We start from the raw sequence: 15,797 nt of genomic DNA on the forward strand, positions 1-15,797 counted from the left end.
AGTGAACAAAATCTTGGGGGTTCTATTAATGAGTAACGGTAAAGTAAAATGGTTTAATGCAGAAAAAGGATTTGGATTTATTGAAGCTGATGGCGGTCAAGACGTATTCGTACACTTTTCTGCTATTCAAACAGAAGGTTTCAAAACTTTAGAAGAAGGTCAATCAGTATCTTTTGAAATCGTTGAAGGTGCTCGTGGACCACAAGCTGCTAACGTAGTTAAAGCTTAATTCATGAAAAATAAAAAGGTGGTGCAATGATAAGGCATCACCTTTTTATCTTTATAAAAGAAGTATCAAAGTGTCCAACAGTCTTGCAAAAAGTACAAGGGGTGATCATTTTGGCGTTTGGTAGAAGAAATGATGAAGAAGTAAAGCTTGAAGAAACTAAAATTTGGGAATGTAATTCAGATAATTGTAAATGCTGGATTCGTGACAATTTTAAGAGCACTGAAGTGCCCCTCTGTCCAATATGCAAAAGTGAAATGAGCCTTAATACGAAAGAATTACAGGTCATTCATAATCATAGTAAAAACTTTATGTAATAACCATAAGAAAAAAGCAGGGGGTAATACCTCTGCTTTTTCTTATGAATCAATGTTTTCCTTACAATAATTAAACACAGTTAATTCCTCGTCTTCCTCAAGAGCAAAGTCTAAGACCTTTTCTGAACCTCTTTCATAGAGATGATAGTGCGAAATTCTAGTTCCCTTTTCATCTATTACTAACAATACCTTAATTCCTACACCTTTTTCAGTGTAGAGTTCATCTTCTTCATCCACTTCTATTTCAAGAAAAAATTCATAGCGGTCACCCGATAATAATCCAAATGGATCTACTAGTTTTTCAACTGTATGACCAGTTATATTCAATGATATCATCCTTTACAAAATAGTTTCTTTTTTATTATATACATAATTCGTGATTAACTAGAAACAAATGACACTTTTCGACCCGAATTTGTTATCAAAATATGGATAATTATTATGAAATAAGTGTGAACGATGTGAAATTTAATATTTATTTAATAACTATAAAGTAAAATTGAATTATAAAGAGTACAAGTTGGGAATTAGAGGTAGAAACTGCACTCTATACTTGTGAATGTTTTCACAATAAAAAGGAAGAGGGGGGTAAAAAACAATGTCTAAAGACAATCCTGTAAGGAGTCTACTGGCCAATAAAATACAGCGTAGAACATTCCTGAAATGGTCGGGGGCAATTGGTGTCCCAGTGATCGCTGGCGGTGTAGGAACTAAATTATTGATTGACAAGCAAAAAGAAGAAAACGTTGCAAGTGCCAGTGATTGGGATAATGTTGTATCGACTTGTAGTATTAATAATTGTGGAGGACGCTGTGTTATAAAGGCATACGTAAAGGATGGTGTAGTCGTACGTGTAGCAACCGACACTCAAGAAAGTGGTGATCCAAGCATCCCTCCACTTAGAGCATGTGTCCGAGGACGAAACTATCGAAATTTGCTTTATCACCCTGACCGTCTTAAGTATCCAATGAAACGGGTAGGAAAACGGGGCGGAGGTAAATTTGAAAGAATTTCATGGGAAGAAGCTATAGATACAATTGCTTCTGAGATTAAACGAATTGGTGATACATATGGTCCGGAATCAAGATATGTCAATTATGCTTCTGGACAAAGCTGGGGGCTTCATGGCGGTAGAAACAGTGCGAGAAAGGTATTGGCACTAACCGGAGGCTACTTAAATTACCGGAATGACTACAGTTCCGGTGCAGGAAATGTGGCAACGCCATATACCTATGGAACGAACAATTCAGGTTCTAGCTTTGATTCCTTATTGCATTCTAAGTACATTATCCTTTGGGGACAGAACCCTTCAGAAATGATTTTTTCGACTCCATATCGTGAGTATTTAATGCAAGCAAAGAAAAACGGGGCAAAAATTATTCTCATTGACCCTCGGTATACCGATACTGCCATTACTTATGCCGATGAGTGGATCCCGATTAAACCAACAACTGATAATGCGATGATGGATGCAATGGGCTATATGATTGTAACCGAAAAATTACATGATCAAACATTCCTTGATAAGTACTGTGTAGGATTTGATGGTGACCATATGCCTGACGGTATTGCAAAGGAAGAGTCAATAAAGAGCTATTTATTAGGTGAAAAAGATGGAGTAGCTAAAACACCAGAATGGGCAGAAAAAATCTGTGGAGTGCCTGCAGAAAAAATCCGTGAGATTGCCAGAAATTATGCAACTATTAAGCCTGCAGCCCTTATTCAAGGCTGGGCAGCACAAAGGCAGGCATATGGTGAACAATTTATGCGCGGCGGTGCACAGCTTGCGTGTATTACAGGGAATGTAGGTAAACTTGGCGGCTGGGCAGCAGGTACTGGATACTGGAGCCGTGCAGATATTGTTTATCCATTTAAAGTGGAAAATCCGGTAAAGGCTTCTATTCCTTGTTTCCTATGGACAAAGGCTGTTGAACAAGGCACAGAGATGACAGCAGCTGACGGTCTTCAAGGAACAGATAAATTAACAACAAATATTAAAATGATTTTTAATATGGCAGGGAATATGCTGGTTAACCAGCACGCTGATATTAATAAAACAACAAGTCTATTAGAGGATGAAAGCAAAGTAGAATTTATCTGTGTCAGCGATCTTTTTATGACCCCAAGCGCCAAATATGCAGATATTGTTCTGCCAGGAACAACCTTTTTTGAAAGATACGATATAGGGGTGCCTTGGTGTTTTGGTGATTACGTCGTTTTTGGTGATAAAACGATTGATCCGCTTTATGAATGTCGAAATGAATATGATGTATTTGCAGAAGTGGCAGAAAAATTAGGGGTTAAGGAGCAATTTACCGAAGGCAGGTCAATACTCGATTTGGTAAAAGAAAGTGTTAAAAGAACACGTGAAGAGCTTGATCCGAGCTTCCCAACATTTGAAGAGTTCAGGGAAAAAGGTGTTCACCATTTTAAATTTGATGAACCGCTTGTTGGTTTCAAAGCGCAAATTGATGACCTAGAAAAAAATCCTTTTGAAACACCTTCAGGCAAAATTGAATTATTTTCTAAAACACTATGGGATATGAATCAGCATGAAGAGATACCAGCGATTGCTAAATATATACCTTCATGGGAAGGACCGGAAGATCCATTAATTGAGAAGTACCCACTACAGCTCATTAGCTGGCATTATAAACGTAGATGTCATTCCACTTATGATAACATGCCGTGGCTTGAGGAAGCAGCGAAACAAGAAATGTGGTTAAATCCAAAAGACGCCCAAAAGCGTGGAATCAAGGATGGAGATAGAGTTCAAGTATTTAACGAGCGGGGAAGCTTGTATATTGATGTGAAGGTAACAATTCGAATCACTCCTGGAGTGGCTGGAATTCCACAAGGTGCATGGTATACACCTGACAAAACAGGCGTAGACCAAAGGGGATCTGTAAATGTGTTAACTTCACAACGACCTACGCCTTTGGCAAAATCAAATCCGCAATTAACAAACCTTGTTGAAGTGAAAAAAGCGTAAGGAGTGATTATTTTGGGCCAAATAGGATTCTACATCAACCAAAGTATCTGTCAAGGCTGTAAGGCGTGTAGTGTAGCATGTAAAGATAAAAATAATATAGAAGTAGGGATAAACTTCCGTAGAGTTTATACAAAAGAAGAAGGCTCCTATGTGCTGCAGCCAAATGGTGGGATTGTCCAAGACGTGAAATCGTATTATTTCTCGATTGCTTGTAATCATTGCGAACAGCCGGCTTGTTTATTAAACTGTCCGACAGGTGCCATTACGAAGAGTGATGAAAATGGGGTCGTAACTATAGATCAGGAGATTTGTGCAGGGACTCAACTATGTGTTAAGGCTTGTCCTTATGGTGGACCACAGTACAATAAAGAGACTTTTAAATCCAATAAATGCAATTTTTGTATGGACCTTCAAGAAAAAGGAGAAGACCCTGTCTGTGTAGCGACTTGTCCATTAGGAGCAATTGAATTTGGTCCCATTGAAGAGCTTCGTAAAAAATATGGTGATATAAGGCAGATTAAAGGAATGCCAAGTCCGACGATTATAAAACCAAACATCGTCATTACTCCTCACCGAGACGCAAAACTGGTTTAAATAGACTGCAATAAAAGAGTTGGTGAAGAGATGTCAATCCTCGTAAATTGGCTGGAGAGCCTCCATGAAGAAATGAAAGTTACAACGAAATGTTCGAGAGTGAAGAACAAAAAGTCAACTTGCAGTTATTGTATGGAAAAATGTCAGCATATTGCAATTGAATTAAACGGTGATGTACTCATCATTGATTCAAAAAAGTGTACTTTGTGTGGGGAGTGCATGATTGCTTGTCCGTTGTCAGCCATTGAAGGGGTTGCGAGTAACCGTAACTTTGAAAAAGGAAGCTTAATCTTTGATAACAGCTTTACACCTTCATTGAAAGAATTGCTAATTTATAAAAAAAGAGGAATGACATCTATACAAATTTCTGATCAAGCATTGAATCAAGAATGGGAAAAAGTATTAGTGGAAACAAATAATCGATTACAATTACTTAATGAAAGCTCTATTACTGTTTCCGAAAAGGTAAAGGATGAAGTGCTCTCAAGAAGAGCCTTCTTTGGATCATTTCAAAGAGAAGGAAAGAAGCTAGCTAAAAATATGGCTCCTGTCGTATGGAAGATGGAGAAAGATGATTGGAAGTTAACAAAGTATTTTCCGAATTATCAATTTTATACGGTTGAAATTAACCAGAACAAATGCACACTCTGTCAGGCCTGCTTTTCACTTTGTGGGGAAGACGTATTTGACTTAATCGACGACAAGCTCCTCATTAAGGCCGAAAGGTGTGTAAATTGTACATCTTGTAGAGATGTATGTCCTGAAAAAGCAATTAAGATTCAACAAGAAATAAAAAGAAAAAGTGAACAGGTTAAACGCGTACATTCGAAGACTTGTAAAGACTGTGGTCATACGTTTTACCCCTTTAATAAAGTAACAGAGAAATGTCATGTGTGTGTAATTAGGGATCCTGATTGGCTAAGTCCGTATTAATAATTTCATCCTTTTTTTATTTGAATGATATTGTGCCTTTTGGATAAATTAAACCCATCTTGAGATGGGTGGTGAGACTGTTGACTAAACGGAATATAAAAACGAAATCTGGACTCCAGACTGCAAAAAGCTTAACGAACTCAGAGTTCGCAAATGAAATGTCACCACAGAATAAAAAGGCAAAGAAAGAAAAGCCTCACACATAATGACAGCGAAATTGGATGAGCGCCGGGGAAGCCCTAGCGCTCATTTTTTAGTTTTGACTTTTGGTTCCCGGTTTTATAGCGATCAAAGCTACAAAAGCTGCAATTACACTTAGTCCACTTAGTGTAATAAAAATCCAGTGAGTTGCTTGTTTCATCAACAAGGCAATGATCGGAGGGCCGGCTGCTACTCCGATAAATCTCATTGAGCTGTAAATGGAAGAAATGGTTCCACGCTCTTCCTTCTCAATTCCTTCCGTAATTAAGGCATCTAGACATGGAAGACCAATTCCGATGCCAACTCCGGCTATTAAAAACATAGTAAGCATAAACCAGAGCTTAATCGAAAACCATAGAGCCAGAATAGCCACTGCTGCTGCAATAATTCCGCCGAAGGTGAGCCATTTCATTAGGATTTTATTTTTTTTAATCGTCTTACCTGCTATAAAAGAGGATAAACAAAGTGCCCCAAGCGGCAATGCTAAGAATAAACCTTTTTTCAGATCTTTAATTCCATATTTGGTTTCAAATATTTCCGAAAGGTAAAATAGGATACCAAATAGTACTAACATCAAGATTCCGCCAATAAAAAAGATTGCATATAACCATTTCCCTTTTTCAGTAAAAGTTTTCTTTACATTTTTAAAAAATTGCTTAAAAGGGATTGGTTTTGTTCGAGACTTTGGACTCTTTACTAAAAGCATTACCATAATGACCGAGATGGTACAAAAGACTGGAAACGAAAAGAAGGGTAAAAACCAAATAAATCCTGCTAGCAAGGAACCTAAAATTGGGCTTAAAACCTTCCCAAATGTATTAGAGGTTTCAATTAAACCTAAACAACTGCTTACATCATCTTCATTTTTGAACATGTCGCCAACTAAAGGGAGTACGATTGGCATAGCTCCAGCTGCCCCAACCCCTTGAAGGGCCCGTCCGACTAATATTACCCAATAGGCATTTTCCAGCTTCCAAGCGGCCCATCCTGAAATTAAACCGCCAATTCCTGCGATAATGAGACTCGGAATAATTACTTTTTTTCTTCCAATATGATCTGATATATATCCTGCAACAGGGATTAAGAAAATTGCCACTATAGAATAAACCGTTATAATCATACTCGTTTGGAACGCTGTGATCGACAATTCTTTTTCCATCGAGGGCAGTACTGGTATTAACATGGAATTCCCTAAGGTCATCACTAACGGAATCGATGACAAGGAAAGTATCGCCCACTTTTGTTTGGAGAGTTCACCTGATTTTTTCTTTTTTCCAGCTGAAGAGGATTTATTTCTCACAGCCTCTGAACTCGGGCATAATCGTTCAATATGATCCATTTTTCTTCTATCCCGCCTTCATTATGATGTGCTAACGTTAATATTGACATCTTTAATTTAAAATAACTATCAAACAACAATCCTTTAAATGGAATATCCCTAAATTGAATTTTCTAAAAATTAATGTTGACATCACGCTTTAAAATGGTTTAATATAAAAATCAATAAAGCAAGGCATTGATGAAGAGTAGTAACTTTTACGGATTCTTTAGAGAGCTGATGGTTGGTGCAAATCAGTGTAGACGTATTAGTGAATGGACTTCGGAGCCTCCAAACCGAACCTCCTATAGGGTCAGTAGGCTTTGGCGAAATCCTCATCGTTACAAGAGGCAGATATTCAAGCATGGCATTGCTTCGATATCGGTTAAGTGAGCTGATTTTTGGCTAATGAAGGTGGCACCACGGGTCTTCCGTCCTTTTTGGATGGAGGGCCCTTTTTGTTTTTAATTTTATAAATTAAATCGTTGATCAAGAGGAGTACACTTATTTTATTCTTTTCAGAGAGCCGGGGAAGGTGAGAGCCCGGTAAGAATGGATTTGTGGAATGGACTTGTGAGAGGCTGCCTGAACATAAGTAGGGCTGCACGGAGTTCCGCCGTTAAAAGGATAGGATATTGGACTTTTATATCATCCAGTATCTGAAAGAGGAAGCTGCAAACACGGCTTCAAAGGGAGGTGGCACCACGGTCATAGAATCGTCCTCTATATGCATAAAGACTTTTTATGTATATAGAGGACGATTTTTTTATTTATTTACGAAGGGATGCAAAATTTATGAAAACAAAAAATGGTTTTTTATTAAAAGAACTAAAAGGGGATACATTCACACCCATCTCTATTTTGCAGAAAATTAGCGGAGACAAAAAGTTCTTATTAGAAAGTTCACATAAGTACCATGATTCTGGTAGATACTCTTTCATTGGTTCAGACCCAGCATTGGAATTGATATCTAGCGGTGACTCCAATCAATTAGTTTATCGGAATGGTAATCGTGAGGTTTTACAAGGAAACCCCTTAGAAATCATAAAAAATATACTGCCGCAAGTTGAAGAATCGCCCTTTCCATTTATTGGCGGAGCAGTTGGGTATGTAGGTTATGACATTATCCGTCAATTTGAAGCTATTGGAGAAGAGTTCCCCAATGGCCTGAATATGCCGGATGTCCATTTAATGTTTTATGAGGAAGTAATTGTCTTTGACCATCTTGAAGAAAAAATTACAGTTTGCGGTATTCCACTTACTACGGGAAGCAATAGAAATTTACTAGAAAAGAGGATGGAGCAAAAGATTGAAGAGTTAAAGCAGCCGGCCATCTTTCAGGAGGACACACCCTTTCAATTTTCAGGATTTGAATCAGAAACATCGAAGGAACAATTTATTGAAAATGTAGAAATTGCCAAGGAGCATATAAAAGCAGGGGATATTTTCCAGGTGGTGCTGTCAAGACGAATGAAGTCTTCTTTCAAAGGGTCACCTCTATCGCTTTACCGTAAGCACCGTGCCCATAACCCGACACCCTATATGTTTTATATTGATTTCGATGGATATACGGTGATAGGTTCTTCTCCAGAAAGTCTTATAAAAACTAGAGGATCGCAAGTGTTTGCAAATCCAATTGCAGGTACAAAAAAACGAGGAAAAACAATTGAGGAAGATTATTTGATTGCAAAAGAATTAAAAAGTGATGAAAAGGAATTGGCAGAGCACAAAATGCTCGTTGACCTCGGTCGAAATGACTTAGGGAGGGTTTGTGAATTCGGCTCTGTAACTGTTGATAAGTATATGCAGGTTGAAAAGTTCCGCCATGTTATCCATCTGGTATCAGAAGTCAGTGGTACATTAACAAAGGACCATAGCAATCTCGATGCTTTGGCAGCATGTCTTCCTGCAGGGACGGTTTCTGGGGCACCGAAAATCAGAGCTATGGAAATTATCAACAAATTGGAAAAATCAAAAAGGGGACTTTATTCCGGAGCAATTGGTTATTTATCCGCAAACGGAAATATTGATTTTGCCCTTGCGATTCGGACAATGATTTTGAAAGAGGGAACTGCCTACATACAGGCAGGTGCAGGGATTGTACATGACTCTAACCCTGAGTCAGAGTATGAAGAAACAATCAATAAATTAAAAGCCTTTTTGGAGGGTGAACAATGATTTTATTAATAGATAATTTCGACTCTTTTACCTTCAACCTTTATCAGTATTTAGGAGAATTAGGTGAAAACGTTACAGTCAGTAGAAATAATCAACTTACCATTGAGCAAATACGGAAAATAAATCCTAAGGCCATTATCCTTTCTCCGGGTCCTGGGAAACCAGAGGATGCGGGAATATGTATTGAGGTTATTCAAGAGTTATATCAAGAAATTCCAATTTTGGGGATTTGTTTAGGTCATCAAGCAATCGGGGCTGCATTCGGCAGCGAAATAAGAAGAGCTCATTTTATTAAACATGGAAAAACTTCAGCGATCACACATAATGGCAATGGTATTTTTACTTATTTGACCTCTCCGTTAGAAGTGATGCGCTATCATTCTTTAGTTGTAGATAAGGAGAAGCTATCACCTGATTTGGAATGTGTGGCACAATCACTGGATGATCAAGAAATAATGGCACTCAAGCACCGTTATTATCCAGTATATGGTTTGCAGTTTCATCCTGAATCGATTGGTACCCCATTTGGGAAACAAATGCTTCAAAACTTTTTAACTGAAATAGAAGGGAAGAAGAAAAATGAAGAATTTTTTACTCCAGTTAGCTGAAGGTGAATCTTTCTCTGAGCCACAAATGAAGGAGGCAATGGACTTATTGTTAGGTGAAGAGGTATCTGAAAGTGAAATTGCGGCATTTCTAATGGGCTTAAAATCGAAAGGGGAAACAGTAGAAGAGATTACTGGTATTGTGAAAGGGTTAAAGGAGAACACCCTTCCATTTCGCAAGAGGTTTCCAAATGTTCTAGATAATTGCGGTACAGGTGGGGATGGATCTTCGAGTTTTAATATTAGTACTACTTCCGCATTTGTGATCGCAGGTGCTGGTATCCCCGTTGCAAAACATGGAAACCGGAGTATATCCAGTAAAACTGGAAGTGCAGATGTGCTTGAGTATTTAGGAATCAACTTAAATTTACCAGTAGATGTAACAGAAGAAATTCTCGATGAACTTGGTATTGCTTTTCTGTTCGCACCTCATGTACATCCAAAACTTAAAAAGGTAATGATGGTAAGAAGACAACTGAAAATCCCAACTATTTTCAATTTTATCGGTCCTCTAACCAATCCAATCGATTTGGATTATCAGTTACTTGGTGTTTATCGAAGGGACTTACTTCCGGTCTTTGCAGAGGTACTGCAAAATCTTGGCCGCAAACGTGCAGTCGTAATAAACGGCGCAGGATTTATGGATGAAGCATCTCTTCAGGGAGAGAACCATCTAACCCTTCTTGAGGATGGTGTGATCTCCAGTAAATGCTTTGTACCCGAAGAAGTTGGATTGCCACAATATGATAACAGCGCCATAAAAGGCGGGGATTCGAAAGAAAATGCAATTATTTTAAAAAATGTCCTTTCAGGCGAAAAGGGTGCCTGCCGAGATACAGTCTTATTAAATGCTGGAATTGGAATTTATACAAGTGGAAAAGCAGAAACCATTTCTGACGGAATTAATATGGCCAGGGAAGTGATTGACTCAGGAGCCGCATATGAAAAATTACATCGTTTAATTGAAGTAACTCGAAAAGCTCAAAGAGAGGCGATATAAAGTGGAAACCATATTAGACAGTATTATTCAAGAGAAACGAAAAGAGGTCCAAAAACTACGAGCAGAAAATCTGCTGAAAATAGAAACAACACCTAAGAGATCTCTGATTCAAAAATTACAGGAAGCTGAGGATATTGCAATTATTTCTGAGTTTAAACGAGCTTCTCCATCAAAAGGAATCATTAACGACGGTATAGAACCGGCACAACAGGCAGTGTGTTATGAGCAGTCAGGAGCTTCTGCTATTTCAGTGCTAACCGACTCAACTTTTTTTAAAGGTTCTTTTTCGGATTTAAAAGCAGTTAGAGAAGTAGTAAATTTACCGATTCTCTGCAAGGATTTTATGATTGATTCAAGTCAAATTGATATGGCTGCAAAGAACGGTGCTGATATCATCCTGCTGATAGTGGCTGCATTAGATGAGATTACCCTAGGAAATCTGTATCAATATGCGAGAGGTCTGGATTTAGAGGTATTAGTAGAGGTTCATAATCAAGCTGAATTAGAAATTGCACTTAAATTAGGAGCCCAATTAATAGGGGTAAATAATCGTGATTTGAAGACCTTTACTGTTTCTCTGGAGACAACAGAAACTCTTGCGAAGTCGATCAAGGATGCAGGTGCCTTTTTGATTAGTGAAAGCGGCATACACAAAAAGGAAGATGTAGAGCGTGTAAGAAATGCAGGAGCGAATGGAATTTTAGTTGGGGAAGCACTTATGAAAAGTTCAGACCTCTCACAAGCCTTCCAAGATTTTAAACTGCCGCTGGCAGGAGGTACATTAAGATGAAGGTGAAAATTTGTGGGATTACCGACCTTACTACTGCATTAGCAGCCATTGATTATGGAGCAGATGCGATTGGTTTTGTTTTTGCAGAAAGCAATCGCAGGATTCCAGTAGAGAGAGCAAAAAATATTGTCGCTCATTTACCGAAAGACATATTTAAGGTCGGGGTGTTCGTGAATGAGGGAAAAGAGAGGATAGAGGAAATTGCTTCAAGCGTAGGTCTTACTCATGTTCAATTACATGGTGATGAAACTCCAGAGTTTTGCGATTCCATATCATACCCAATTATAAAAGCAATAAGTATTCAAGGCGATCAGAGTTTAGAGAGAATGGAAGAATTCCCGTGTGAATACGTTTTGCTTGATGGCCCAAAAGGGAAATACAGAGGAGGCAACGGCTTGGCGTTTGATTGGAATTGTATTTCTGGAAACCGAATTAACAATAAAAATGTTATTCTTGCAGGAGGACTGGATGAAGAGAATGTTGAAGCAGCGATAAGTCTGATTAATCCTTATATGGTTGATGTCAGCAGTGGTGTAGAAACAGAAGGAAAAAAAGATCTTGATAAAATCCAGTCATTTATTAATAAGGCTAAAGGGAGCCAAATAGGAGGAACAGGAAATGAATGCATATACACTGCCGAATGAAAAAGGGCAATTTGGAATTTATGGGGGCAGGTTTGTACCAGAAACACTTATGAAGGCTGTTCTTGAGCTGGATGAAGCCTACAAACTCGCAAAAGAGGACCCAACCTTCCAAGCGGAAATTGAAGGATATTTAACAGAATATGTGGGGAGAGAAACGCCGCTTTATCATGCGAAAAATCTTACAAAATTTGCTGGCGGTGCTCAAATCTATCTTAAAAGAGAAGATCTTAACCATACAGGTGCACACAAAATCAACAATGCAATCGGGCAAGCTTTACTTGCTTTGCGTATGGGAAAAAGAAAAATTGTTGCTGAAACGGGTGCTGGACAGCATGGTGTTGCTACTGCGACAGTGTGTGCCTTATTAAATCTTGAATGCATTGTTTTTATGGGGGAAGAAGACATCAAACGACAGGCACTAAATGTCTTTCGAATGGAGCTTCTCGGCGCAAAAGTTGTCAGTGTTACCTCAGGTAGCGCAACATTAAAAGACGCTGTGAATGAAGCATTAAGATACTGGGTTGAACATGTTGAGGACACTCATTATCTCTTGGGTTCTGTAATGGGACCACACCCATTCCCGGTAATGGTAAGAGATTTTCAAAGTGTGATTGGCAAGGAAACAAAAAAGCAGTTTGCGGCATTAGAAGGAAAGCTCCCAGAAGCCGTTGTGGCTTGTATTGGCGGTGGCAGTAATGCAATTGGAATGTTCCATCCATTTATCGAGGATAAAGAAGTACGTCTTTATGGTGTAGAGGCAGCGGGACAGGGGACAGACACAGACTTCCACGCCGCTTCACTCACAAAAGGCAGGCCGGGTGTCCTGCATGGAGCACTAATGTACTTATTGCAAGATGACGATGGTCAAATTATCGAGGCACATTCTGTTTCAGCCGGTCTTGATTATCCTGGGGTAGGCCCAGAACACAGTTACTTGAAAGACAGTGGCAGAGCACAATACCATTCTATAACTGATAAAGAGGCACTCGAGTCATTCCAACTTTTATCAAAATTAGAAGGCATTATTCCGGCTCTTGAAAGTGCACATGCTATAAGCTTTGCAGTTAAACTAGCTGCTGAAATGAAGGAAACTGAACATATCGTTGTTTGCTTGTCCGGTCGCGGTGATAAGGATGTAACGGCTGTTAAAGAAAGGTTAGAAAGGGAGAGAGCATAATGAATAGAATTGAACAAAGATTTAAGGAGTTAAAAGACCAAGACCGGAAGGCATTTATTCCCTATATTATGGGTGGGGATGGGGGGCTAAATAATCTAACTGAGCGGTTGCTTACCTTAGAAAAATTCGGTGCCACCCTCATTGAAGTAGGCGTTCCTTTTTCAGATCCTGTAGCAGATGGTCCAACAATCCAGCAAGCTGGTATTAGGGCACTACAAAATGGAACCACGCTCAGAGGAATTATTGCCGAACTTACAACAGCGAGAGAAGTGGTGTCCATCCCGATTGTACTTATGACTTACTTGAATCCTGTTTATTCATACGGTATATCTGCATTTGCGCAAGATATTGCAAATGCCGGAATAGCCGGCTGTATTATCCCGGATCTTCCGATTGAAGAAGAAGAACTTCTAGCAGCTATACTAGAGGATGCAGGTATTGAATTAATACGACTTGTTACATTGACATCTCCAAAAGATAGAATTAAGGAAATATCCAATCGAGGAAAGGGTTTTTTATACACCGTAACAGTTAAAGGAATTACCGGAACAAGAAATGAATTTGATCAAGAAGTGGTGGATTTTTTAAAGAGAGTGAAGGACATTAGCCCTATTCCAGTTGTCGCTGGGTTCGGTATTTCAAACGTAAAACAAATTAATGAGCTTATCCCTCACTGTGACGGGGTCATTGTTGGCAGTAAGATTGTCGACTTGTTCCATAACAATGATTTAGCAGGGCTGGAAAGCTTTATGTCAGTACTTAAACCTGAAAAAACACCATTAAAATAGAATCCACTCATTGCGAGTGGTTTTTTCTTTTTCCAGTGTCATTTGTTACAGCCTGTCAATTGAATATATACTATAATTTTGATAGTGAATCTCATAACTGGTTGGTAAGGATGAGGAATGTATGATGAAGGTAAAGGAAACAATCATCTCATTAATTGCAGGGATTGACGGATTTTCAGGAGTCTCTTATAAAGTTCATGTGGATTTTTTCGCAATCAATTTACAGTCTTTGAATGGAGAAATAAAGAAAATTTCCAGCCCTTTACTAACTGTGAACGAAAATCAATTGGTAGCATTAAAGATTTCAAAAAAGAAATCTATTTGATGAAGATTTGGGAATGGGAACCATCTTATCGAAAGGAAGAAGGGATTATTCTTGACGGGAAATACTGGTCGATAAAGTTGAATACGAAAGGAAAAATCTACGAGAGTGAGGGAATGGAATGCTTTCAGCCTGATTGGAGGCGATTTTGTTGTGCGCTAGAAAAATTAACTGGAACTCCCTTTCGCTAACTTCCTTATTCTATGAAATTGGCAGGAATGTCTGCTTGATACCCTCGTATATCTCCTATATAATTAGTCTATACTTTTACTGAGTTTTTTTCATTATAATCATATTTTATGGATATCCCTTTTCTTGATTTTAAACTTCCATTCTTGGAAGTTTTGTTTGTTATAGACCATAGTAGAGATAAAAAGAGGTGTTATAAATGAAGGAAATTACCGTTGAGGAATTACAAACGTTAAAAAATCCGGTCATTATTGATATCCGTGCACCTATTGAGTTTAAGGATGGTGCCATTCCGGAAGCAATCAACATTCCTTTATTTACAGATAAAGAACGAGAGGAAATCGGAACCATTTATAAACGAGAAGGACAAGCAGCGGCAAAATGGAGAGCTATGGAGTTTGTCTCACCAAAAATACCTAGTCTGCTCCACCAGATAAAAACAGCAATGGGAAATGGGGATGAGTTAATAGTCCATTGCTGGCGCGGGGGAATGCGAAGTAAAGCGGTCGTAACCTTTTTAGAATTCGCCGGCATTTATGCGATGCGTCTAACAGGTGGTTATAAAGCATATCGACAATATATTCTTCAACAAATCCCTGCGATGTTTCCTGAAAAAGCCATTGTATTGCATGGTCTAACGGGTGTAGGGAAAACGGAAGTTTTAAAGAAATTAAAAGCATCTGGGTATCCAACACTTGATCTTGAGGAAATGGCTGCTCATCGAGGATCCATTTTTGGAACGATTGGGCTTGGAGAAGGCAATAATCAGAAGACTTTTGATTCTCTTTTATACAAAGGACTTCAGGAAATACAAGGTTCTACTTATTTTGTTATGGAAGCAGAAAGCAAGCGGATTGGGAAAGCTGCCCAGCCCCATGAGCTTATGGATAAAAAAATGAAGGGAATCAATATCTATATCCACACCCCTCTAGAGCAAAGGGTTAAGCAGCTGGTGAATGAATATGTTTTGCCTTATCTGAATGAGCCTTGGTATCACGAACAGATATCGATTGGTATTGAAAAGATTTTACGAAGAATAAAAGATATTGAAATGAAAAAAATGTTAGTCCAATCATTGGAAAATAAGGGTTATCAAGAGATGATTGGTATTTTACTTGAACATTATTATGATCCACGCTATGATCATGCTACTCTTGAATATGATGGAAAATTCATTGATGTTTTCGCGGACGCTTTTGATGATGCAAGTATAAAGGTGATGACAGAAATAAATAAACTAATGGTAGAGAAGAAGGTAGCGTTTGAAGGTCAAATTTAGTCGCTGTTAAGGCCGGTCAATTCGGCCTTTATTTTTTTGCATAAGAAAACCGCCGCGAGTTGCGGCGGTTCTAAAATCTATGCACTTTTAACGATTCTTAAATGGCCTCAATCCACGACGTTTTATTTCATCTTTTAAAATCTTTATCCATTCTTTTTCCTTTCCAGATTTTAAAGCATCCCGATACGTCACCACTAACAGCTCGTTACTCATTATTTTCAACTTTGCAAGCCTCCCTTGGAAT

Annotated in this window: 18 protein-coding genes and 2 other annotated features; of the genes, 15 read left to right on the top strand and 3 right to left on the bottom strand. The window is 38.6% G+C overall.

Annotation, left to right across the window (positions count from 1 at the left end; all coding sequences use genetic code 11):
• The first annotated feature begins 28 nt into the window (after positions 1-28).
• Together QFZ31_RS31180 and QFZ31_RS31185 are read left to right on the top strand one after the other, a co-directional pair.
• Positions 29-229: a cold-shock protein gene (locus QFZ31_RS31180; RefSeq protein ID WP_307310800.1), complete on the top strand. Its 201-nt coding sequence runs from the start codon at positions 29-31 to the stop codon at positions 227-229.
• Positions 230-339: 110 nt separating this feature from the next.
• Positions 340-543, top strand: a complete 204-nt coding sequence (locus tag QFZ31_RS31185; RefSeq protein ID WP_179596096.1) for a cold-shock protein — start codon at positions 340-342, stop codon at positions 541-543.
• A 42-nt stretch (positions 544-585) separates the two neighbouring features.
• Here QFZ31_RS31185 and QFZ31_RS31190 read toward each other — a convergent pair whose 3' ends face one another.
• Positions 586-879 (bottom strand): DUF6509 family protein, encoded by a 294-nt coding sequence (locus tag QFZ31_RS31190; RefSeq protein WP_307310803.1) that lies wholly within the window; start codon positions 877-879, stop codon positions 586-588.
• 262 nt (positions 880-1,141) lie between these two features.
• Between QFZ31_RS31190 and QFZ31_RS31195 the strand changes: the two genes are divergently transcribed.
• From QFZ31_RS31195 to QFZ31_RS31210, 4 genes are all read left to right on the top strand, one after another.
• Entirely contained in the window at positions 1,142-3,535 is a 2,394-nt protein-coding gene (locus QFZ31_RS31195; RefSeq protein ID WP_307310805.1) for a DMSO/selenate family reductase complex A subunit, read from the top strand.
• Positions 3,536-3,538: 3 nt separating this feature from the next.
• A complete protein-coding gene (locus QFZ31_RS31200) occupies positions 3,539-4,129 on the top strand; it encodes a DMSO/selenate family reductase complex B subunit (protein ID WP_307310806.1) in 591 nt (196 codons plus the stop codon).
• Between the two features lie 30 nt (positions 4,130-4,159).
• The gene (locus tag QFZ31_RS31205) at positions 4,160-5,062 is read left to right on the top strand and encodes a 4Fe-4S binding protein (RefSeq protein WP_307310809.1); all 903 of its coding nucleotides are present in this window, start codon (positions 4,160-4,162) and stop codon (positions 5,060-5,062) included.
• Positions 5,063-5,142: 80 nt separating this feature from the next.
• Positions 5,143-5,268, top strand: coding sequence for a hypothetical protein (locus tag QFZ31_RS31210; protein WP_307311916.1), 126 nt, complete (start codon positions 5,143-5,145; stop codon positions 5,266-5,268).
• Between the two features lie 47 nt (positions 5,269-5,315).
• On the opposite strand, the gene QFZ31_RS31215 is transcribed toward QFZ31_RS31210, so the two are convergent.
• Positions 5,316-6,602, bottom strand: a complete 1,287-nt coding sequence (locus QFZ31_RS31215) for an MFS transporter (RefSeq protein WP_307310812.1) — start codon at positions 6,600-6,602, stop codon at positions 5,316-5,318.
• A gap of 168 nt (positions 6,603-6,770) precedes the next feature.
• Positions 6,771-7,023: a binding site (T-box leader), on the top strand.
• Between the two features lie 34 nt (positions 7,024-7,057).
• Positions 7,058-7,308, top strand: a binding site (T-box leader).
• A 68-nt stretch (positions 7,309-7,376) separates the two neighbouring features.
• On the opposite strand from QFZ31_RS31215, the gene trpE reads away from it, so the two are divergent.
• The 9 genes from trpE to mnmH all read left to right on the top strand — a co-directional run bounded on the left by trpE (position 7,377) and on the right by mnmH (position 15,553).
• Complete coding sequence (trpE, locus tag QFZ31_RS31220) at positions 7,377-8,759, top strand: anthranilate synthase component I (RefSeq protein WP_307310815.1); 1,383 nt, start codon at positions 7,377-7,379, stop codon at positions 8,757-8,759.
• Entirely contained in the window at positions 8,756-9,367 is a 612-nt protein-coding gene (locus tag QFZ31_RS31225) for an anthranilate synthase component II (protein WP_307310818.1), read from the top strand. Before trpE ends, QFZ31_RS31225 begins: the two co-directional genes overlap by 4 nt.
• A complete protein-coding gene (gene trpD, locus QFZ31_RS31230) occupies positions 9,339-10,364 on the top strand; it encodes an anthranilate phosphoribosyltransferase (RefSeq protein ID WP_307310821.1) in 1,026 nt (341 codons plus the stop codon). The genes QFZ31_RS31225 and trpD overlap by 29 nt, the downstream gene beginning before the upstream one ends.
• Before the next feature lies 1 nt (position 10,365).
• Positions 10,366-11,154 (top strand): indole-3-glycerol phosphate synthase TrpC, encoded by a 789-nt coding sequence (gene trpC / locus QFZ31_RS31235; protein ID WP_307310824.1) that lies wholly within the window; start codon positions 10,366-10,368, stop codon positions 11,152-11,154.
• Positions 11,151-11,798 (top strand): phosphoribosylanthranilate isomerase, encoded by a 648-nt coding sequence (locus QFZ31_RS31240; RefSeq protein ID WP_307310828.1) that lies wholly within the window; start codon positions 11,151-11,153, stop codon positions 11,796-11,798. The genes trpC and QFZ31_RS31240 overlap by 4 nt, the downstream gene beginning before the upstream one ends.
• Entirely contained in the window at positions 11,773-12,975 is a 1,203-nt protein-coding gene (gene trpB / locus QFZ31_RS31245) for a tryptophan synthase subunit beta (protein WP_307310831.1), read from the top strand. The genes QFZ31_RS31240 and trpB overlap by 26 nt, the downstream gene beginning before the upstream one ends.
• The gene (gene trpA, locus QFZ31_RS31250) at positions 12,975-13,763 is read left to right on the top strand and encodes a tryptophan synthase subunit alpha (RefSeq protein ID WP_307310834.1); all 789 of its coding nucleotides are present in this window, start codon (positions 12,975-12,977) and stop codon (positions 13,761-13,763) included. The genes trpB and trpA overlap by 1 nt, the downstream gene beginning before the upstream one ends.
• 121 nt (positions 13,764-13,884) lie before the next feature.
• Positions 13,885-14,088 (top strand): hypothetical protein, encoded by a 204-nt coding sequence (locus tag QFZ31_RS31255; protein ID WP_307310837.1) that lies wholly within the window; start codon positions 13,885-13,887, stop codon positions 14,086-14,088.
• 385 nt (positions 14,089-14,473) lie between these two features.
• Entirely contained in the window at positions 14,474-15,553 is a 1,080-nt protein-coding gene (mnmH, locus tag QFZ31_RS31260) for a tRNA 2-selenouridine(34) synthase MnmH (RefSeq protein ID WP_307310839.1), read from the top strand.
• Between the two features lie 87 nt (positions 15,554-15,640).
• Here mnmH and sda read toward each other — a convergent pair whose 3' ends face one another.
• Positions 15,641-15,766: a sporulation histidine kinase inhibitor Sda gene (gene sda, locus QFZ31_RS31265; protein ID WP_370576429.1), complete on the bottom strand. Its 126-nt coding sequence runs from the start codon at positions 15,764-15,766 to the stop codon at positions 15,641-15,643.
• Positions 15,767-15,797: the final 31 nt, after the last annotated feature.

Source organism: Neobacillus niacini (genome assembly GCF_030817595.1).
Taxonomy (GTDB): Bacteria; Bacillota; Bacilli; order Bacillales; family Cytobacillaceae; genus Neobacillus; species Neobacillus niacini_G.

Bases quoted from the DNA above. Each gene is read 5' to 3' on its own strand.
- QFZ31_RS31180 (WP_307310800.1), top strand. From the start codon at position 29: ATGAGTAACGGTAAAGTAAAATGGTTTAATGCAGAAAAAGGATTTGGA.
- QFZ31_RS31190 (WP_307310803.1), bottom strand. From the start codon at position 879: ATGATATCATTGAATATAACTGGTCATACAGTTGAAAAACTAGTAGAT.
- QFZ31_RS31195 (WP_307310805.1), top strand. From the start codon at position 1,142: ATGTCTAAAGACAATCCTGTAAGGAGTCTACTGGCCAATAAAATACAG.
- QFZ31_RS31205 (WP_307310809.1), top strand. From the start codon at position 4,160: ATGTCAATCCTCGTAAATTGGCTGGAGAGCCTCCATGAAGAAATGAAA.
- QFZ31_RS31215 (WP_307310812.1), bottom strand. From the start codon at position 6,602: ATGGATCATATTGAACGATTATGCCCGAGTTCAGAGGCTGTGAGAAAT.
- trpE (WP_307310815.1), top strand. From the start codon at position 7,377: ATGAAAACAAAAAATGGTTTTTTATTAAAAGAACTAAAAGGGGATACA.
- QFZ31_RS31225 (WP_307310818.1), top strand. From the start codon at position 8,756: ATGATTTTATTAATAGATAATTTCGACTCTTTTACCTTCAACCTTTAT.
- trpD (WP_307310821.1), top strand. From the start codon at position 9,339: ATGAAGAATTTTTTACTCCAGTTAGCTGAAGGTGAATCTTTCTCTGAG.
- QFZ31_RS31240 (WP_307310828.1), top strand. From the start codon at position 11,151: ATGAAGGTGAAAATTTGTGGGATTACCGACCTTACTACTGCATTAGCA.
- trpB (WP_307310831.1), top strand. From the start codon at position 11,773: ATGAATGCATATACACTGCCGAATGAAAAAGGGCAATTTGGAATTTAT.
- trpA (WP_307310834.1), top strand. From the start codon at position 12,975: ATGAATAGAATTGAACAAAGATTTAAGGAGTTAAAAGACCAAGACCGG.
- QFZ31_RS31255 (WP_307310837.1), top strand. From the start codon at position 13,885: ATGATGAAGGTAAAGGAAACAATCATCTCATTAATTGCAGGGATTGAC.
- mnmH (WP_307310839.1), top strand. From the start codon at position 14,474: ATGAAGGAAATTACCGTTGAGGAATTACAAACGTTAAAAAATCCGGTC.
- sda (WP_370576429.1), bottom strand. From the start codon at position 15,766: ATGAGTAACGAGCTGTTAGTGGTGACGTATCGGGATGCTTTAAAATCT.